Below are 20,089 nucleotides of genomic sequence, written 5' to 3' on the forward strand. Positions count from 1 at the left end.
ACTCAAATCGAGTGGTTTTTTTTATGATAGAAAATCAATGGTTGTCATTAGCCCCGATAGGAGTGGAAATCCTTTGTCCCTGAATTTATTCAGGGCAAAGATTGCAACGGATAGCGGGAGCGGGAGTGTAATAAAGCAAAATAGTTGTGCTCCTAAAAATAATTAGACCTCAATTGATTTGTGATTTCTTGGGTAATCACATTGAGGTAGATATAGTTTTTGATTGATTTGTAGTTTGAATTTTTTATGCTTAAGATTTAACTATACTTTAATTTATAGTTTTAAACCAACTTTGATGCAGAAATCTTTAGATTTTGTAATTTTTCTTTCAAGGCTATTCCCAGACCCTTGTCGAGCATATTTGAAATTTCTTTGTCGGCTGCTTCTATATTCGTTAATGCCAATTGATTTTCATTTTTTAATATATTAATTGCAGCTTGTGTTGCTAAAATTTGCGCTTTTGGTATTAAAGCGGCCGGCTCGAACTTGTTCCAATAGATAGTAGCTTGTTCGAGGTTTTTTTTTGCAAAGGCGAAAAAGAAAGCTGCATCAATCCATACTATATTTCGAATTCCTTTAGGAATGGATTCAATTTCGTTTATGTAATCCATTAAATGTTGTTCTGCTTTGTCAATATTTCCTTTGTCAAATTCAGATTGATGAAAAAAGCTATGCAAATATACTTTGAAAGGAGCTTTTATCTTTTGAGCTAAAATAAATGCCTCATTAAGTTCGCGTGTATTAATTTCTTTGGGCCTAACACCTGCTGACGCATTGGTTATTAATTTTAAAATTAGTAGTTCAAATCGGGCGGTATCACCTCCATTAAGTAAATGCATGACACGAGCCCCATCCGAGGAAAACCCATTAGCTCTCATTGGAATCGCAGTTGATATAAAAATAATCAAAGAAAGCACAGCCATTATAAATAAAATATTTCGAAGGATACCAACATTATTCTGAATAGGTATTAAGCTATATAATCCATAAGTAATGATTGTAAATAACAAACTGGCTATTGGCCCGCCTGCTGCATAAATAGAAAATCGTTTGGTGAGATTTTCGGTTCCGACAGGCACACAAATTACTAAGCCACCAGCAGTATTTATGTTTTTATTCCATTTGAAATGCCATCTTTTTGTGTCTTTTTCCCACATTAAAGGACCTACTATATAGGTTTTAAATTCGAATTTCACCCAAACTCCTGCCGAGGCATGTCCGGCCTCATGTATAGCTATTACGATGAAGAATATTGGAATGAAGAGTAACACTAATGTTAATAATGACAACTTTGACATTCCTGATGAAGCCGAAACTCCCATTTTACCGGCAAAAAAGCCAATACCACTAAATACAATAAATAAGGCTACGGATAGAAATATTTTTAATGATTTGGATTTTTTTAATTCCATAAAATAGTTTTAAAAATCAGATTATTTATCTCCAATTCCTACGGCTAATCCAAATAGCAATCCCACAGCTGCCAGATGTACAAAAAGCCATATTTTTTGCCACAACGGTCTTTCGTTCCATGGCTGTTGGGTGTCAAAAGGATCAAAAGCTAATGCAATTCCAAGAGAGGCAGCAGCGTCAATATGAGAATGTTTAGCAAAAATCTGATAAATTGCAAAAACGATGAATAACAAATATAGCACTTTGTTAAAAGGGGCAACAGAACGGTTTTTATTATTTTCCATAATTTATAATTTTAATACATTAACTCCAATGCCATACCCGTAGACTTTTCCTTTTTCGTCTTTGTATATCCTGATTTTATTACAGGCTCTTCCTAAATCTATTTTTTGCCAAGTGATTCCTCCGTCTTTGGTTTCAAAGCCATTATTCATTGTACCTACGAAACCGTGATTTTCATCAATAAATCCTATCCCGAATTCGCGTGCAGTATTGTCTTCAACTAGGTTGATTTCAATCCATGTTTTACCACCATCAGTTGTTTTGGCGACTCTTTGTTGCTTTACATTGGGGTCAGGATTGTAAGATTGTATGGTAACATAGCCAACGTCTTTGCTCGGAAAAGAAACTTTCCAAGTAGTTTCAAAAGGTCTGCTTGATTGATATACTTTTTGCCAAGTAGTTCCTCCGTCTGAAGTTTTGAGAATTAAAGCATTTGATTGCGAAATGTCCTCGCTGGTTGCGGCACAGGCAATTCCATCATTTTTGTCAAACATTTTAATGTCAAACAACATTTTACAATTGGCATTCATGCTTTTAGATGACCATGTGTTGCCGCCATCGTGCGAAATCATGATGTTGGCAGGACTTCCCACACGACCCACCGCAAAAAGATGTGTTTTATAATCAATTTTTCCGTGATTGATGTATTGTTCTTTCACAACATCTATAGCGCACAATCCTTTTACATAAGGTCCTTTATAAGTTACCGGTTTCCATGTTTTACCCCCATCTTTGGTGCCGTATAAAGGAATGGTATCGGTTACATTTGGAAAATAATCGGTTCCTACTGTGCCTGCAAACCCCACATTTTTATCTACAAAGGCAATGGTTCTAAAGAATGTTCCTTTTTGCTCTATCTGCTTTTCCCAAGTAGTTCCGCCATCAGTAGTATGGAAAATTTTACCATAGCCGTTAACATACCAACCTGTGTTTTCGTCTACAAAGGTGATGTCATCTTGTTTACCGGCATAGGGTTCAGTGGTTAATTTTTTCCATGTTAGCTCTTGTGCTAAACTAGCATTCAGAGTTGAAAACAATAAAATAGCTACTTTGATAATGATTTTTGTCATCTTATTTCCTTTTTAGATTCAACGATTTGAATTTTATATTCAAAATTAAAATCTTAAGGAATACCGGAATTGTCAAAAATTGCTAATTTACTATTGAAAATTGTTTTGGTGTATAGCCATATTTACACTTAAATGCTTTGCAAAACGAAGCACTATCGGCAAATGAAGTTAAGAAGGCTACTTCCTGTAATGCCTTTTTTTGTATCAACAGTTTTTTAGAATGCTCTAATCGCTTGTGGATAATGTATTGATAGGGTGTAATGCTAAAAATGGTTTTGAACAATCTGATAAAATGATATTCTGATAGTTTGGCCTCTCGGGCAATTAATTCGATATTTATTTTTTCAAGAAAATAATCATCCATGTAGTTTTTAGCCTCATATATAAAATTAAACAAGCGACCATTGGTTTCTTCTTTGACGGATTTTAAGGCATTAAAACTTTGAAAAATTTGGCTTTGGTCCTTTACAATACATTCGGCTACAGCATAGAACAGTTCTTTGTTTACTTTAGAATTACCTTTACTTAAATCATCAAAGTCATTTGACAATTGATGCAATGCATAACCTAAGCAAGTATTTTTAACATTGTATTTTTGCACCATCCATTCTTGTTCAAATAAAAAATCGGAAAATGCTATTGTATTTTGATATTGATAGTCAATAATCTCAGTGATTAACTCTTTTGCAATATCAATACAAATTCCATTTACTGGAGAGTCGTTATCTATTAAAACACTCGAAGTAGTATGCTTATTGCCAATCACATATTCGCCCTCTTTCAAAGAAATTTTTCTATTATTTAAAGTGTATTTTTCATTTCCGGAAACGACATATTTTGCAGAAAAGTTTTGAAAGTTTACTTCTTGATCGGTCTGAAATACACTTGAAAGACGCAATTCATTTCCGTTGTTGTCTGAGAATATATTTTTGTTAATTAACATAATAAACAATTAATACTTTGCCATAAGTGTTGGGTTTTTAGATATTGTTACATTTTTAACGGTGTGTTTTAGTTAGTCTTCAAAATTTCTGATTAGTTCAAACTAAACTAATCAGAGATTAATATCCCAGAAGCAGTTATAAATTTACTCAAAATCATACTGAGAGTTTTTAAAATTGTGTGAATACTACAAGATTTTTCAAAAGTTTTGCAACCCATTTGAAGTTTAAAAACTCACCTTTACGTAAGGTATATTTTAACTAATGCCAAGTATAAAAGAAGATGAACAGCAAGCAGATAAACACCAAAGAACTCAGAGAACAATATGTGCCAACAGCTGAATTTTATAGCCAAATTATAGACAGTTTACAAGACTATTCCATTTTTACTGTCGATAAGGAATTAAATATCAACAGTTGGAATTCTGGAGCGACAAAAATATTCCAATATGAAACTGAGGAGATTATAGGAAAACCATTTGAAACCATTTTTACAGACAAAGATAAAAAAGATGGTATTCCGCAAGCAGAAATTACTACAGCCTTATTTTCAGGTAGATCAGTAGATATAAGATGGCACCTTTGCAAAGACGGCACAATATTTTATGCTGATGGCTTAGTCTTCCCATTAAAAAGCATCGACAATCATGTAATAGGATATGTAAAAATACTCCGTGATATAACCACTAGGAAATTATCGGAAGATGCTATAAAGAAATATGCAAAAGAGTTAGAAGAGCTCAATCAACATAAAGAAAGTGTCCTCGCCATTTTATCTCATGATTTAAGAAGTCCGCTGGCAGGCATCATTCAAGGCGCAGAATTTCTTAAATTAAATTTCGATGTTATCGACTCTGATTTAGCAAAAGATTTGTTAGAAGAACTATACAAGTCAGCGACAAATGAATTAGATATGTTGGACTATTTGGTAGAATGGGCAAGAATAAAATATGCAGCAGAAGCATTTGTTCCGGCTAAAATTGAACTTGTACATTATGTAAAAAAAGTTTTTGAATCATTAAAAGAGACCGCAGCCATAAACACAATAAATCTTCATCATGAAATTGAAGAAAATTATAATGTGTTTGCTGATGGAAAAATGCTACTTTCTATTCTTCAAAATATTGTCTCGAATGCTATAAAACATTCACACAAAGGTGGGCAAATCACCTTATCAGCCAAGCAAAGCGAAGGTATGGTGATTGTAGAAATAAAGGATACAGGTATTGGCATGACTAAAGAAATACAGAATAAACTTTTTGCCCCACAAATAAAATCTCTTTCTAAAGCAGTAGAAGAAAATAAAGGAGCCGGAATAGGACTGTTATTGGTAAAAGGGTTTTTAGAAAAAAACGGCGGTAAAATATGGGTCGAAAGTATTCTCGGTGAGGGTTCTTCTTTTTATTTTACTTTACCTACTGATGAGTCGTCTGTTAAAATTAAAAATATTGCAAAGCATAAAGGTTAAACGAGATTCTAACAAATGCAAAACGAAAATATCCTTTTGCACGAAGATATTTTCACAAATGCTCTGAAAAATTGGCAATCTGAGACAATTTTTATGTCATTTTGTGCTGTCAATTTTTCCTAAAATGCCATGGCATAAAACTTGTTTACGGAGATGGAAATAATCATTGTCTAATTTAAATTTTACATTACTATGGAAACTTTAAAACGAGTGCCAATGCTTACTAACAGTTGGCCATTGCTTTTAAACAATCTTTTTAATCGTGATTCGTTTAATGAAGGTAATCTTGATTTTTATGACAAAAAAAACAGTACCATTAGCCCTGCGGTTAATATAAAAGAAACACCTCAAAGTTTTGCTATTGAAATCCTTGCAGCAGGTCTTTCTAAAAAGGACTTCAAAATTGAAGTCAACGGAAATGAGCTGATTATTTCTGCTGAAAAAAGCAAAGCAGATGAAAGTTATAAAGAAGAGAATTACCATAGAAAGGAATTTAGTTTTCAGTCGATCAAACGTACTTTTACATTGCCAGAAAATATTGTTGATGTAGATAAAATTAGAGCAGAATATGATAACGGAGTCCTTCTTTTGGAAATTCCAAAAAAAGAAGAAGCTTTGCCTAAGCCTGCTAAACTTATTGAAATTGCTTAAATTTGTTTAAAAGCATTTTTTTTTGGGGTTGCTATTTGCGGCCCTTTTTGTTTTAGGGCGATGAGATTTGATATTAAGAGGAGGACTGCCAGTGGCAGTCAGGTAGACGAACTTTAGTTCGTAATTGAAGAGGATTACCTTCGGTGATCCCATTCTGAGGAGCCCTGAACAAAGAAAACCTGCGGCTGCTGCTCAGCCTTGTTTTTTTATTTCCAATCTGCGCCTAAAAGCAAGCTTTTGTCACATATTGAAAATAAAAAAACCGATTAGTTTCCTAATCGGTTTTCTTTGTGGGCGATGAGGGATTCGAACCCCCGACCCTCTCGGTGTAAACGAGATGCTCTGAACCAACTGAGCTAATCGCCCGTCTTGCGCTTGATTGCGAGTGCAAATATAGACCGTTTTTTTGATTCTGCAAATTAAAATGAAAAAAAATTACAAAATTTCTGCAACTACAAAAGTGCTTCCACCTATATAAATAAAGTCATTGGGTGTTGCGTTTTTTATAGCGTTCGCATAAGCATTTGAAACAGAATTATATATTTCACCTTTAAGTTCAAAATCTCCGCCTTTTTCTTTTAAAATTTCAGCTTCCAAGCCTCGAGGAATGTCGGGTTTGCAGAAATAATATTTTGCTTTTTTTGGAAACAATGGCAGGATTTCTTCCAGATTTTTATCATTCACTACGCCTAAAATGATATGCAGTGTATCAAATTTTTCCTTTTTTAATTGGTTTAAAACAGTTGATAAACCATGAGCATTGTGTGCTGTGTCGCAAATTATTTTAGGGTTTTCACCTAATTGCTGCCAACGTCCTTGGAGATTGGTGTTTTTGATTACATTCAAAAAGCCTTTTTTGATAGCTTCTTCGGAAATTGAAATTAGTTGTTTTTCCTGCAACACTTTTAAAGTTTGCAATACTGTTTTTTTATTGTGTAACTGATAATCGCCCAACAAGGCTGAAGGGAAATCTATCTGAACTAAATCGGAAGCAAAATAAATTTTAGAATGCGTTTCTTGGACTTTGGCTTCAAATACAGGTTTGGTTTCTGCGACATATTCGCCAATAACTACGGGAATATTAGGTTTGATAATGCCGGCTTTTTCAAAAGCAATGGCTTCGAGTGTGTTGCCTAAAAATTGGGTGTGGTCAAGACCAATATTGGTAATCACAGAAATCAACGGTGTGATGATATTAGTAGAATCTAATCTTCCACCCATACCAACTTCAATAATATTAATATCCGTTTTTTCTTTGACAAAATATTCAAAAGCCAATCCGACGCTCATTTCAAAAAAACTCAACTCATTGGCTTCAAAAAACGACTTATTCTTGTTGATAAAGTCACAAACATACTCTTCCGAAATGGGTTTGCCATTGATGGTAATTCGTTCCCGATAATCTTTTAAATGTGGCGAAGTATATAACCCAACTTTATAACCGGCTTCCTGTAAAACCGAAGCGAGTAGGTGCGAAGTCGAGCCTTTTCCGTTGGTTCCGGCTACGTGTATGCATTTTAAATGCTTTTCGGGGTTGCCTAAATGCTTGGCCAATAAAACCGTATTGGTGATGTCTTTTCGATAGGCCGTAGCACCTTGTGTTTGGTACATCGGCAATTGGTTAAACATCCAATCTAAGGTTTCTTTGTAGTTCATAATTTTAGGAAAAAATAAATTTTGATATACTTTTTTAATTTTTTTTTCGTTGTATATTGTGATGCCCATTAGGTCAATACAAATTTGAAATTATTTTCAGAATTAATAGCCCAAAATTTAATAAATATGATCAGTACATTTTTACAGTTGCAAGTTGATACTTTAGCGCAAGCTATACCAACTGCCGACACTGCGAATGCAGCTTTAACCAATGAAGTTTCGGTTTTAGAGTTTATTTTCAAAGGAGGACTTTTCTTGATTCCGATTGCTCTTTTACTTTTTTATACTTTGTATATCATTTTTGAGCGTTATATCTACATTCACAAAGCGGCCAAAATCGACAATCATTTGATGTCAGATATTCGCAATCATTTATCCAATGCTAATATTGATATGGCGGTTAATGCTGCCGAAAGAAGCGGTGCAGCGCAAGGCACTATCATTAAAGAAGGTGTACTTACTATTGGTAGAAATATCAGCGAAATTGAAGGCAATATGGAACGTGCTGCCAATATCGAAATTGGCTATATGGAAAGAAGATTAGGCCAATTGGGTTTAATTGCAGGAATTGCGCCAACTTTAGGATTTATCGGCACGATTTCCGGGGTAATTAAAATTTTCTACAGTATTTCGGTTACCGAAGACATTAGTATCGGAAATATCTCCGGAGGTTTATATGAAAAGATGATTAGTAGTGGTGCCGGACTTATAGTAGGGATCATCGCTTACTCGGCTTATCACTTATTCAACGGAAAAATTGATGGTTTCTCCTTGTCTATTCAAAAACAAGTATTAGAATTTGTAAACATAATTCAAAGACCAAATGGCCATAAAGCGAAATAAACGATTTCATGCAGAAGTCGCAACCTCTTCGTTAAGCGACATTATGTTCTTCTTATTGTTGTTTTTCTTGATTATTTCGACTTTGGCAAATCCAAATGTTATTCGAATGACATTGCCCAAATCGAAAACGAATGAGAAGACCAACAAGCAATTAATCACGCTTTCGGTAACGGAAGAGAAGCGATTTTTTATAGACAAAGAAGAAGTAGATTTTGGTCAATTAGAAGACAGATTATTGTCTAAAATGGATCCCGCAAAACAACAAACCGTTGTAATTAGAATTCCGGCCACCATGCAAGTCCAAGACTTGGTAGATGTGCTACAAATAGGCGTGAAGAACAAACTCAAGTTCGTTATCGCCACGAGTCCCAATTAAATTAAAATAATGATAATGAAAGTAAAAGCGTTGCTGTTGATGGCCTTTATCTCGGTCTCAACATATGCCCAAGACACCGAATTCAAGTTTTCCAAAGAAGGTTTAACCGATTTTATTGTAACTACTTATGAAGGTTCGGCTAAAGACACTTACAATTTGGCGTTGGCGTGGGTAAAAGAAAATAGTAAAAAAGGGTATAAAGTAGTTTCTTCTGTAGAAGGTGAAAAAATAACTATTGAAGGCGGAAAAGAAAATTTCCTTTGCAGTAAAGCCGGCGGAACCAATGTTTGTACTTATGGTACTTTTACAATAGAAATCAGTTTTAAAGAAGGCAAATTCAAGTTTGAAGCGGTTGGTTTAACCGAGAAGCCTAACAATTCAACAACTGTTGTGACGCACGATTTAAACGACTTCTCAGAATATTATAACAAAGACGGAAGTTTGAAAAAGTACAAAGACGATGTGCCGGCTGCGTATGAAACGCTTTTTAATGAGTTAAATAAAAGTTTAGTCATTTTTATGGATAAGAAAAAGAAAGCAGACGGTTGGTAATCGTAAATAGTATAAAAAAAAATCCCATTCATTCGAATGGGATTTTTTTATGTTTAGTTCAAACTGAAAGTATAAATAATTTTCCCGACTTGTTTTTCCGGGGCATTGCTATCGGCTTGCCATTTGGTGCTCATTGCAGCAATTTTAGCCTGGTCGAGTAAACATTTGGCGGTATTGGTTGTGCCTTGAACTCCGGCTGTAACGCTAACTGTATTTCCGTTTCGATCAACAGTAACTTGTACTGCGACTCTTCCTTGTTCTTGACAAGTGTAATCCGGTTGTGGTTTGTTTAGCGCTTTTCGGTTTCCTAAAGAATAACCTGAACCACTTCCGTTGCCACCGCCATTTCCGCTTCCATTACCTGAACCTGTTCCCGAGCCTGTTCCGGTTCCGGTTCCTGAACCACTTCCGCCGCCAGAACCTGTTCCACTTCCGTTACCGTAATAACCGCTTGAATTTAAGTTCCCGTTAGCGCTTCCTTTGTTACCGCCTTTAGTATCATTTCCATCGCCGCCTTTATTGCCTAAAATACTTGACAAAGCATCATTAGCATTTTTAGAAACTTTTGGTTTTTCCGCTGCGGGTTTGATGTCTTTTTTCGAGACTACGGGAGTCGGTGTTTTCTTGATATCTTTTTTAGGAATGGCTACATTGGTGTCGTCATCATCATTTTCATCCGAAATGATATTGTCTTCGGGAGAAGTTGTCGTTGGTTCGACTTTAGCTTGGTCTTTTACATTTAAGACTTCGCTTTTGTAATTATCGCCCATGCCGTAATCGCTGTCGCCAAAGTTCATTTCGATACCGCCACCGCCACCGCCGCCCATGATTTTCATGTCAGCCGGAGGCCAAAAACGCAATAAGAAAAGTAAAAGAATCAACAAAGCATACACTACTGTTGTAATGGCTAAGGATTTTTTGTCATCATTGGATAGTTCAAAACTCATAACTATTCTTTTGTTCGTTTATTTAATAACGTTTAAAAGTAGTAAATATTGTGTAAACCTCGCTGTTAATTTTTTACTAAACTAATTGTTTCAGTGCAATTTCAAAGGCAGTCGCGCTGATATTCTTCTTATCAGAATTCAAAGTATGAGCTTTGTCCAAGGCTTTTTTAATCGTTTCCGAAATGTCATAGAAGATGGCTTCGTCAGTCATTTGTACTTTTTTCTCCATGAAATAGGCAAAAACTCTTGCCATACCACAATTGGAGATAAAATCCGGAATCAAACTTACTTTACTGTCTGTCTCCTCCATAATCGAGCCAAAAAATATTTCCTTGTCGGCAAACGGTACATTCGCACCACAAGAAATCACTTCTAAGCCATTCGCAATCAAGTTGTCAATTTGGTCTTTGGTCACCAATCTGGAAGCTGCACATGGAGCAAAAATATCAGCACCTAAAGTCCAAATTCTTTCGTTGATTACCGCAAACGGAATCATATTTTGGGCGACCAATTTATTACCGTCTTTATTCAAGAACATCATTCTGATTTCTTCAAAAGAAAAACCTTCTTCGTTAATCACACCACCATCGCGGTCGATGATTCCGACAACTTTGGCACCCATTTCAGCCAAATAAAAAGCAGCAGCCGAACCTACATTTCCAAAACCTTGAACGATGGCTTTTTTACCTTGAACATCTCCGCCATAAATATTATAGAAATGACGAACCGCTTCAGCAACACCAAAACCGGTAATCATATCGGCTACGGTATATTTTCTCAATACTTCCGGAGAGAATTTCGGGTTTTCAATAACTTTAATCACACCGTGACGCAATTGTCCGATTCGATTGATTTTATCAGCTTCTGTTGGTTTGAAATGCCCGTTAAAAACACCTTCTTGCGGATGCCAAACGCCACATTCTTCGGTAAAAGGAATTACTTCGTGGATTTCGTCTACATTCAAATCGCCACCGGTTCCGTAATAACTTTTCAATAAAGGAGAAACCGCTTTGTACCAACGTTGTAAAACGCCTTTTTTGCGTGGGTCATTCGGGTCGAAATTGATACCTGATTTGGCACCACCAATCGCCGGACCTGAAACAGAGAATTTCACTTCCATGGTTTTTGCCAAAGACAAAACTTCATTCATGTCTAATCCTTTTCTCATACGGGTTCCGCCACCAGCAGCACCACCGCGAAGCGAATTAATTACAGTCCACCCTTCGGCTTCTGTCTCAGCATCTTTCCAGTTGAATACGATCTCGGGTTCTTTGTTTTCGAATTTTTTTAATAAGTCTTTCATTGTATTTAATCTGAGCTCACTTCAGATTCTTAGTTTTAGTTAGAGTGTAATTTAGTTTGTGGTGCAAATATAGTAATTATGACTTAGGAGTTATAAGTTAGGAGTTGGGAAATCTGTATAAAAAACGCCACCAATTGACGCTTACTTGTAAAGGATTAATAAAAAATGAAATTACTAATTGTATACTTTTCCCGAAGAATGATCCTTCTTAGCACCCGTAACACTGCTCAAAACATTAATTTCTTTTCTTAATTTTAATACGCCAAGCAAAGCAAAAATCAACGCTTCTTTGTATTCCAAGGTTTTCGAATCGGGAACAATGATTGCCAGTTCAGGTAAATAATCCTGCATCGACTCTAACAAAAAAGTATTGTATGCGCCACCGCCGGTAACCAACATATTGCCTCTTCTGTCCGGAAGCGCCAAAGCTGTTTGCTTCGCAATGTGTTTGATAAAAGTGTGCATTTTGTCTTCAATACTGAGGTCGTAACTTTCCATTAAAGGCAGCACAATGGTTTTGACAAATTCAAAGCCTAAAGATTTCGGATAAGGTTTTTGATAATAGGATAAATTGTCTAGTTCTTCCAATAAGACCAAATCCGTTTCTCCTGAACGAGCAATATTGCCTTTATCGTCGTAGGCTAAGCCTAATTGATTCGCATAAAAATTTAAAACCGTATTCACCGGAGAAATGTCAAAGGCTATTCGTTTGCCGTCTTGCTCAAAAGACACATTTGAAAAACCACCTAAATTCAAACAGTAATCATAATCGGAGAATAAAATTCGGTCACCAATCGGCACCAATGGCGCGCCTTGTCCACCGAGTTTGACATCTTGAACTCTAAAATCACAAACGATGGTTTCGCCAACAATTGGGGAAATTTCTTTTAGATTACCAATCTGTAAAGTGTAACCATTTTGGGGTTGATGCAAAATCGTATGCCCATGACTGCAAACGGCATCGAGATTGGTGATTTTGTGTTTTCGGATAAAATCTTTGATGATATTGCCTAAAAGAAGCGTGTAATCTTGATTAAGTTGCTTCAATTCTGCTTTAGAAAAATCAACTGCAGTTCGCAATTTGTTTAACCAATCATCATTATAAGAAACGGTCTCACTTTCAAGGATTTCATACCCCCATTTGCCTTTAATTACAGTGAAATTGATGTGTGCCAAATCAATGCCATCCAACGATGTGCCCGACATGACGCCGATAACTTTATAACTTTCTTTCAACATTGGCTAAATTTACGAAAACGTTTGAAATTTTAACTTTTAAATCCTATTTTTGCACACCAAAATTAAAGAAACAACAAACATAATCGTTACAATTTATGGATTTTAATTTAACCGAAGAGCAGTTAATGATTCAACAAGCCGCAAGAGATTTTGCTCAAGCGGAATTGTTACCGGGCGTAATAGAAAGAGACGAACACTCTAAGTTTCCAACAGAGCAAGTCAAAATGATGGCCGATTTAGGATTCATGGGAATGATGGTTGATCCAAAATATGGCGGCGCCGGATTAGACAGTGTTTCTTATGTTTTGGCGATGACCGAAATTGCAAAAGTGGATGCATCTGCAGCGGTAATCATGTCGGTGAACAATTCACTGGTTTGTGCCGGAATGGAAAAATACTGTTCGGAAGAACAAAAAATGAAATATTTAGTGCCTTTGGCCAAAGGTGAAGTAATCGGCGCATTCTGTTTGTCAGAGCCGGAAGCCGGAAGTGACGCGAGTTCGCAAAAAACGACTGCCAAAGACATGGGCGATTACTATTTGTTAAACGGTACCAAAAACTGGATTACCAATGGTGGAACTGCGTCAACTTATTTAGTAATGGCACAAACCGATGTCGAAAAAGGACACAAAGGTATCAATGCTTTTATCGTTGAAAAAGGTTGGGCAGGTTTTGAAATTGGACCCAAAGAAAAGAAAATGGGGATTCGCGGAAGCGATACTCATTCGTTAATGTTTACCGATGTTAAAGTGCCAAAAGAAAATAGAATCGGTGCCGACGGTTTCGGATTCAACTTCGCGATGAATGTCTTAAACGGTGGAAGAATCGGGATTGCTTCTCAAGCATTGGGAATTGCCACCGGAGCTTATGAATTGGCGTTGAAATACTCACAAGAACGCAAAGCATTCGGCAAAGAAATTTTCAAACACCAAGCGATTGCGTTCAAATTGGCGGATATGTATGTGAAAATCACGGCGGCCAAATTGCTAATCATGAAAGCGGCTGTTGAAAAAGACGAAGGCAAAGACATCGCACACTCTGGAGCAATGGCAAAATTATATGCTTCTGAAATTGCTTTAGAAGTAGCCAACGAAGCCGTACAAATTCACGGTGGAAACGGTTACGTAGCCGAATACCATGTAGAGAGAATGATGCGCGATTCTAAAATCACTCAGATTTATGAAGGCACTTCTGAAATCCAAAGAATTGTAATCTCCAGAGGTTTGGTTTCTTAAACGAGTCTTAAAAATAATTTCAAAATCAGCCTTCCCCAATTATCGGGAAGGTTTTTTTGTATATTTAGGCTTCATTATTAAAAATCAGTTTTTTGCTCTATGATTTAACTACTTACAGTACCATTTTACTTGTCTTTTTTTCTCAAGGCTTGGTCTTTTCATACCATTTATTATTGAGGGCTAAACGAGATGACAATCAATCTTCGTTTTGGTTGGGCTGTTTTATACTCCTTTGTTCCATCTATATTTTACCTTGGATGTTGGGTTATGCCAGTTGGTATGCTTTTGAGCCCTATAAAACATTTATGTTCTATTTTCCATTCCAGCAGTTGCTTTTTCTTGGACCGGTTATTTATTTTTATACGGAATCACTACTTAATCCGAAATTTCAATTTGCCCAAAACAAAGTCGGTCATTTTATTCCAGGTATTTTGTACTTACTGTTCTCCATTTGGATGTGGATTTATGATGGATTTATAGCAGACACAAGATATTATTATGCCGATGGACGAGACAGAGAGTTAGATGATTGGTATCAAATCATCGGATTAATCTCAATGGGTTATTATTGTGTGCGAAGTATATTGGTTTACAATGCCTATCGAAAAACAATTTTTGATAAAGTCAGTTTTGCCGATAGTATATTATTTACTTGGATAAAAAAGTATTTGATTCTTTTTTTATTAATTCAGATACTAAGAATAATATTTTTCGTTTTGTTTCCAGAATGGGGAAGTTTCAATCAAAAAGGTTGGTATTATTTAGGCTTTTCTTTGTTTTTTTACTACCTCGCTTTAAAGGGTTTACTAATGAATTTTAAGACAGTTCAAACATACCAAAAGGCTATAAATGAAGAGTTTAAATTACTCAAGAAAGACGATAATAAAAATAACAATTCTACTGAAATTGATTATTGGAAAAGTAAAATTCTTCAATTCGTAAAAGAAGAAGGACAATTCAAAAATCAGGAACTGACACTTTTGGATGTTGCCAAAGCGCTTAAGACCAATACATCAGTTATCTCCGGCGTAATTAACAGTGGTTTTGGAATGAATTTTAACGACTATATTAACCATTGTAGAATAGAAGGTTTTAAAGAAATGGTAACCGATGGTAAAAATAAAAACACTACCATATTAGGGCTGGCTTACGATTGTGGCTTCAATTCAAAAAGCACCTTTAACAGAAGTTTTAAAAAGATTGAAGGACAAACGCCAAAAGAGTTTTTAGATAGCTTAAAAAATAAACTGGAAATAGGTGCCAAATTATAATTTGGTGCGATTGATAAGATTCTTTAAAAGAAATTTGAAAAAAAATCAATAATTATGAGAATGAAATCGATATTTCTTTGGCTAACTTTATTGGCGGCTTTTAATTTGTATTCCCAAAAAATATCTGTTGACGATAGAATTGCTAAGGTTGAAAACAGTTTGATGCCTTATGTCCCTGTCAATGGCTTGGAGCAGTGGAATATTTATGAAAGAATGAAGCACTATAAAGTGCCGGGAGTCAGTATTGCAGTCATTAATAATTATAAAATTGAGTGGGCGAAAGGGTATGGTTTGGCCGATACCATCAAGAAAATTCCGGTCACCACAGAAACCATCTTTTCAGCCGGTTCTATCAGTAAATTACTTTCGGCAACAATAGCCATGCAATTGGTTGAAGAAGGTAAATTAGAATTAAACCAACCCATTAAACAGTTTTTGACTTCTTGGAAAATTACGGAGAACGACAACTATCAAAAAAATCCGGTTACTTTAAGAATGCTTTTGAGTCACACCGGAGGAACTTCTCAGTCTTCTTATTTCGGATTCACACCCGATAGAAAACCATTGCCAACTATTACTCAAATTCTAAATGGTGAACCTACAGCCGAGAGTAATCGCGTTGTCGTCAATTCAGAACCTGGAAAGCAGTTCCAATATTCCGGCGGTGGCAGCATGATAGTGCAAATGGCAATGATGGATGTCACCGGAAAAGATTTCACCACTTTAACCCAACAAAGGATTTTTGATAAACTCAAAATGAACAATAGCACTTTTGAACAACCTTTGCCTAAACCATTCCAATCTAAAGTGGCTTGGGGCTATTCTTCGGCAAGTTGGTACAAAGGAATGCCTTATGTTTATCCGCAACAAGCAGCTGCAGGCTTGCATACTACGCCAACAGATTTAGCCAGATTTATTTTGGATTTGCAACTTTCAAGTAAAAACAAAGGAAAATTGATTTCCCAAAAATCATTTGAAACCATGATGAATCCTGTTATCGGTATTTCAAGTGGCGGTTACAAAGAGGAAATGGGATTGGGCGCTTTTCTCTTGCAAAGAGCAGACAATAAGGAAGAAACCGGACGCTATTTTGAGCACCAAGGAGCCAATGCCGGATTTATCTCTTTTGCTATTGGTAATATATCCGAAGGTTATGGCGCTGTGATTATGATGAATTCGGGTGATGATTTTAACGGTTTGGGAACCGAAATCAGAAGAGCTATAGCAGCAACATATCAGTGGAAAAACTTTTTGCCCGAAGCGATAACTTTAAAATCATTGGATGGTAATACCTTGAAAAGTTATGAAGGCCGATATAGAAAAGGAGTTGATGAAGTAGTGACAATTAAGTTGGAGAAAAATTATTTGCTTGAGACTATCAATGGTGGAAATGCCATTTATTGTATTCCAACAGACAAAGACCAAATCGTATTTACCGATTATAATGTAAAAGGCCGTTTTGTTAGAGACGAAACCGAAAATGTTATCGGACTGCAAACTGAATGGCAAAGCGAGCCCATGCCTAAGATGAAATCGGAGGAGTTTTCGCCAAGCGAATTATTATCATTTAAACAATATGAAGAGGCTAAGGTTGGATTAAGACAAATGAAAATGAACGAGTACCAAATTACCTACTACGCCTATAATTGGCTTAATAAAAAACCTAAGGATTTAAACACCGTAAAGGCTATTCTCGAAGTGGCTTTAGAACAACATCCTAATGCTTCAATCGTATATGCTCGTTGGGGGGAATATTATCAAGCATGCAATGACAAAAACAATGCGAGACTAAATTATCAAAAAGCACTTGAATTGGAACCAAGTAATAAAGAGTATCAAATTATTTTAGAAAAAATATAAAGAGATACATTCAGGTTAAAACTTATTGCTCGCGTGTTTTAAAAATTTATACATTTACCCTATGTATGAAGAATTAAAATATTGGTACCTCCGCGATCACAAATTGTTTTGGACATTGAGCATGAACCAAATCAAGCAGTTGTGTATTATTACCGGTTTTAAAAAGGCCAAAAAAGGCGATATCATTTACTTTTCTTCTTCGGATGTGCCACGTGTTTTTTTACTTAAAAAAGGGAATATCAAAATTGTTTCAATTGATGAAGACGGTAATGAAACCATCAAAGACATTATAGAGAAAGGCGATTTGTTTGGTGAATTAACATTAGAAAACGACAAAAATTCTAATGAATACGCTAAAGCACTGACCGATGACGTCGCCATTTGTAGTTTTTTAATGTCCGATTTTGAAGATTTGTTGTTGCGCAATCCGAGTTTGGCGCTGTCTTACACCAAGTTTGTCGGACTGAAATTAAAACGCATCAAAAACAACTACGCCAATTTGGTTTCCAAAGATGCCAAAACAAGATTGCTCACGTTTATCAAAGATTGGGCAGCACGCGATGGCAAAAAGGACGGCAACAAAGTCACGATTCAAAATTATCTTACCCAAAACGATATCGCACAAATTATTTGTACTTCACGCCAAACCGCTACTGTTTTATTGAATGAATTGGAAGAAAACGGACTGATGCATTATGGTCGAAAAGAAATCATTATTGAAGACATTTCGAAGTTTTAAAATTATTTTGTCCCAATTGTAAACTAACCGACAAAACTGCTTTTCATGGCGCTTTACTTTTGCTTTATCAAATTAGATAATTTAAAAATTAAACACATGAACAAATTCATTTTAATTTTACTGTTTGCCTTTATTTCGGTAACCGGTTTAGCTCAAAATTCAAGAGCAACTCATTTCAATTTAGAAAAAAAAGTAGCCATTCAGGGTTATGATCCTGTGGCGTATTTTACACAGAAAAAAGCAGTAAAAGGGAAAGCAGCTTTAGCCTCAACTTATGAAGGCGTTACCTATTATTTTTCTTCTCAAGCCAACAAAGAAGCTTTCGTTAAAAATCCTTCAAGTTACGAACCTCAATATGGCGGTTGGTGTGCTTTCGCAATGGGCGATTATGGCGAGAAAGTAGAAATCAATCCGGAAACGTTTAAAATTTTGGATGGTAAATTGTATTTGTTTTACAACGCTTATTTCAACAATACACTCAAAAGTTGGAACAAAGACGAAGTCAATTTGAAGAAAAAAGCCGATGCCAACTGGAAGAAATTGACAAGTCAAAAGTAATGTCTAAGTAGTCTAATAATCCAACAATCTAATAATCTAAAAAATGAAAAACCCAATTATACTCTGGATTGTCAAACTCATCGCAGTCGTAATCCTTTTGCAAACCTTATATTTCAAATTCACCGCCGCTGAAGAAAGCGTGTACATTTTTCAAACTTTAGGCATCGAACCTTTTGGCCGAATTGGTTCGGGTGTGGCCGAATTGATTGCTTCGATTTTGATTTTGATTCCCAGAACAACCTTGCTTGGCGCACTTTTAGGATTGGGCACGATGTTAGGTGCCATTTTTTCTCATATATTTGTTTTAGGAATAGAAGTGCAAAATGATGGTGGAACGTTATTTATTTTGGCTCTCATCACTTTACTAAGCTGTTTGCTTTTGGTGTTTGCGGAGCGAAATAAAATTCCGGATTTATTGCGATTTAAATTGTAAAACTATTTTTGGATCAAAATCGTAATTGTATAAATAAACAAACAAAAAAATATGCTTATTCCGGCCATACACAAGACTCTTAACGAATTATCAGGCTTGGTCTCGCAACTATCAGACGACGATTATTGTTGTCCGTGTCATGACTTGAGCAATGCCACCATTGGCGAACACACACGTCACATTATTGAAATGTTTCAGTGTTTGGAAAACCAATATGAAACAGGCGTTGTCAATTATGATAATCGAAAGCGAGATTACCTGATTCAAACCAATACGGCTTTCGCCAAAGAATGTATCGATACTATTTTGAGCCAATTCGATAAGCCCAACAAAAATTTGCAGTTGCAACAAATAGTCGATGGCGAAGAATTGCTGATAGAGAGTAATTACCACCGAGAATTGTTGTACAATTTGGAGCATTGCATTCACCACCAAGCGTTAATCAAAGTGGCGATTATCCAGTCGAAAACCATTGCAATTGATGCCGATTTTGGCGTAGCACGTTCTACCATCGAATACCGAAAACAATGTGCACAGTAAGTTTTGTCAATGCCAATGGTAAAATCATCATTACTTCCAATCGTGATGAGAAAATCATTCGACCTAATGCCATTGAACCTAAAACTTATCACATCAACCATAAAAAAATCATTTTTCCCAAAGACAATAAAGCCGGCGGAACTTGGTACGCCATCGATGAACATTCTAATGTCTTGGTTCTGCTAAATGGTGCCGAAGAAAAGCATACTTTAAAATACAGCTATAGAAAAAGTCGCGGTTTAATTGTACTAGATTTAATCAGCAGTGAATCGCCTTTGGAAGCTTGGAATACCATTGATTTGGACAATATCGAACCGTTTACTTTAGTGTTATTCGAAAACCAAAAACTGTATCAATTGCGTTGGAATGAGCTGGCCAAAAGCACTTTAGCATTGGATACGAATCAAAGTCATATTTGGTCGTCATCGACTTTATATTCGAAGGAAATTAGAGAAAAGCGAGCGAATTGGTTTTCTACTTTCCTCGATACAAAACCAGAAGTCAATGAAGAAGAATTGTTCAATTTTCACCGTTACACCGAAGAAGAAAACACTGAAAACGGCTTGGTTATCAACCGAAATGATGTTTTAAAAACATTAAGCATCACACAAACCGTTTTGGAGCAAAACAAAGTTGCAATTCATTATTCAGATTTAATAGCCGAAAAGGAATATTCTAACGTATTTTTATCACTTTAGAAATTCGTAATTTA

The 20,089-nt window shown here is 35.9% G+C and carries 21 protein-coding genes and 1 tRNA gene; 13 read left to right on the forward strand and 9 right to left on the reverse strand.

Annotated elements, in window-relative coordinates:
• Positions 1–281: 281 nt before the first annotated feature.
• The 4 genes from ACK4HO_RS10090 to ACK4HO_RS10105 form a co-directional block, all read right to left on the reverse strand.
• On the reverse strand, positions 282–1,412 hold the full coding sequence (locus tag ACK4HO_RS10090) for a M50 family metallopeptidase (protein WP_409665459.1): 1,131 nt from the start codon (positions 1,410–1,412) through the stop codon (positions 282–284).
• Between the two features lie 21 nt (positions 1,413–1,433).
• Positions 1,434–1,697 (reverse strand): hypothetical protein, encoded by a 264-nt coding sequence (locus ACK4HO_RS10095; RefSeq protein WP_409665460.1) that lies wholly within the window; start codon positions 1,695–1,697, stop codon positions 1,434–1,436.
• 3 nt (positions 1,698–1,700) lie between these two features.
• Entirely contained in the window at positions 1,701–2,765 is a 1,065-nt protein-coding gene (locus ACK4HO_RS10100) for a WD40/YVTN/BNR-like repeat-containing protein (protein WP_409665462.1), read from the reverse strand.
• Between the two features lie 82 nt (positions 2,766–2,847).
• Positions 2,848–3,708: a helix-turn-helix transcriptional regulator gene (locus ACK4HO_RS10105; protein ID WP_409665464.1), complete on the reverse strand. Its 861-nt coding sequence runs from the start codon at positions 3,706–3,708 to the stop codon at positions 2,848–2,850.
• Between the two features lie 281 nt (positions 3,709–3,989).
• Between ACK4HO_RS10105 and ACK4HO_RS10110 the strand changes: the two genes are divergently transcribed.
• A complete protein-coding gene (locus ACK4HO_RS10110) occupies positions 3,990–5,174 on the forward strand; it encodes an ATP-binding protein (RefSeq protein WP_409665466.1) in 1,185 nt (394 codons plus the stop codon).
• Positions 5,175–5,366: 192 nt separating this feature from the next.
• Entirely contained in the window at positions 5,367–5,825 is a 459-nt protein-coding gene (locus tag ACK4HO_RS10115) for an Hsp20/alpha crystallin family protein (RefSeq protein ID WP_409665468.1), read from the forward strand.
• 291 nt (positions 5,826–6,116) lie between these two features.
• On the opposite strand, the gene ACK4HO_RS10120 is transcribed toward ACK4HO_RS10115, so the two are convergent.
• Positions 6,117–6,191, reverse strand: a tRNA-Val gene (locus ACK4HO_RS10120).
• A gap of 69 nt (positions 6,192–6,260) precedes the next feature.
• Positions 6,261–7,481 (reverse strand): bifunctional folylpolyglutamate synthase/dihydrofolate synthase, encoded by a 1,221-nt coding sequence (locus tag ACK4HO_RS10125; protein ID WP_409665470.1) that lies wholly within the window; start codon positions 7,479–7,481, stop codon positions 6,261–6,263.
• A gap of 129 nt (positions 7,482–7,610) precedes the next feature.
• Here ACK4HO_RS10125 and ACK4HO_RS10130 point away from each other — a divergent pair, with 129 nt between their 5' ends.
• From ACK4HO_RS10130 to ACK4HO_RS10140, 3 genes are read left to right on the forward strand one after another with little or no spacing between them, the layout of a single operon-like run.
• On the forward strand, positions 7,611–8,324 hold the full coding sequence (locus ACK4HO_RS10130; protein ID WP_409665532.1) for a MotA/TolQ/ExbB proton channel family protein: 714 nt from the start codon (positions 7,611–7,613) through the stop codon (positions 8,322–8,324).
• Positions 8,305–8,700 carry an ExbD/TolR family protein gene (locus tag ACK4HO_RS10135; protein WP_409665472.1) on the forward strand — a complete coding sequence of 132 codons (396 nt, stop codon included), beginning with the start codon at positions 8,305–8,307 and terminating at the stop codon, positions 8,698–8,700. Before ACK4HO_RS10130 ends, ACK4HO_RS10135 begins: the two co-directional genes overlap by 20 nt.
• Before the next feature lie 15 nt (positions 8,701–8,715).
• Complete coding sequence (locus tag ACK4HO_RS10140; protein WP_409665474.1) at positions 8,716–9,252, forward strand: hypothetical protein; 537 nt, start codon at positions 8,716–8,718, stop codon at positions 9,250–9,252.
• A 53-nt stretch (positions 9,253–9,305) separates the two neighbouring features.
• On the opposite strand, the gene ACK4HO_RS10145 is transcribed toward ACK4HO_RS10140, so the two are convergent.
• The 3 genes from ACK4HO_RS10145 to ACK4HO_RS10155 form a co-directional block, all read right to left on the reverse strand.
• A complete protein-coding gene (locus tag ACK4HO_RS10145) occupies positions 9,306–10,199 on the reverse strand; it encodes an energy transducer TonB (RefSeq protein WP_409665476.1) in 894 nt (297 codons plus the stop codon).
• 76 nt (positions 10,200–10,275) lie between these two features.
• Complete coding sequence (locus ACK4HO_RS10150) at positions 10,276–11,502, reverse strand: Glu/Leu/Phe/Val dehydrogenase dimerization domain-containing protein (protein ID WP_409665478.1); 1,227 nt, start codon at positions 11,500–11,502, stop codon at positions 10,276–10,278.
• 174 nt (positions 11,503–11,676) lie between these two features.
• Entirely contained in the window at positions 11,677–12,741 is a 1,065-nt protein-coding gene (locus tag ACK4HO_RS10155) for an anhydro-N-acetylmuramic acid kinase (RefSeq protein WP_409665480.1), read from the reverse strand.
• 95 nt (positions 12,742–12,836) lie between these two features.
• Between ACK4HO_RS10155 and ACK4HO_RS10160 the strand changes: the two genes are divergently transcribed.
• The 8 genes from ACK4HO_RS10160 (at position 12,837) to ACK4HO_RS10195 (ending at position 20,075) form a co-directional block, all read left to right on the forward strand.
• Entirely contained in the window at positions 12,837–13,976 is a 1,140-nt protein-coding gene (locus ACK4HO_RS10160) for an acyl-CoA dehydrogenase family protein (protein WP_409665482.1), read from the forward strand.
• A 173-nt stretch (positions 13,977–14,149) separates the two neighbouring features.
• Positions 14,150–15,247 (forward strand): helix-turn-helix domain-containing protein, encoded by a 1,098-nt coding sequence (locus ACK4HO_RS10165; RefSeq protein ID WP_409665484.1) that lies wholly within the window; start codon positions 14,150–14,152, stop codon positions 15,245–15,247.
• Between the two features lie 60 nt (positions 15,248–15,307).
• A complete protein-coding gene (locus ACK4HO_RS10170) occupies positions 15,308–17,107 on the forward strand; it encodes a serine hydrolase (protein ID WP_409665486.1) in 1,800 nt (599 codons plus the stop codon).
• A gap of 61 nt (positions 17,108–17,168) precedes the next feature.
• A complete protein-coding gene (locus tag ACK4HO_RS10175) occupies positions 17,169–17,846 on the forward strand; it encodes a Crp/Fnr family transcriptional regulator (protein ID WP_409665487.1) in 678 nt (225 codons plus the stop codon).
• A gap of 96 nt (positions 17,847–17,942) precedes the next feature.
• On the forward strand, positions 17,943–18,404 hold the full coding sequence (locus ACK4HO_RS10180; protein WP_409665489.1) for a YHS domain-containing (seleno)protein: 462 nt from the start codon (positions 17,943–17,945) through the stop codon (positions 18,402–18,404).
• A 43-nt stretch (positions 18,405–18,447) separates the two neighbouring features.
• Entirely contained in the window at positions 18,448–18,837 is a 390-nt protein-coding gene (locus tag ACK4HO_RS10185) for a DoxX family protein (RefSeq protein WP_409665491.1), read from the forward strand.
• Between the two features lie 51 nt (positions 18,838–18,888).
• On the forward strand, positions 18,889–19,377 hold the full coding sequence (locus tag ACK4HO_RS10190) for a DinB family protein (RefSeq protein WP_409665493.1): 489 nt from the start codon (positions 18,889–18,891) through the stop codon (positions 19,375–19,377).
• Positions 19,365–20,075: an NRDE family protein gene (locus tag ACK4HO_RS10195; RefSeq protein WP_409665495.1), complete on the forward strand. Its 711-nt coding sequence runs from the start codon at positions 19,365–19,367 to the stop codon at positions 20,073–20,075. Before ACK4HO_RS10190 ends, ACK4HO_RS10195 begins: the two co-directional genes overlap by 13 nt.
• Positions 20,076–20,089: the final 14 nt, after the last annotated feature.

Origin of the sequence: Flavobacterium sp., from assembly GCF_046296355.1 — a bacterium.
Lineage (GTDB): Bacteria > Bacteroidota > Bacteroidia > Flavobacteriales > Flavobacteriaceae > Flavobacterium.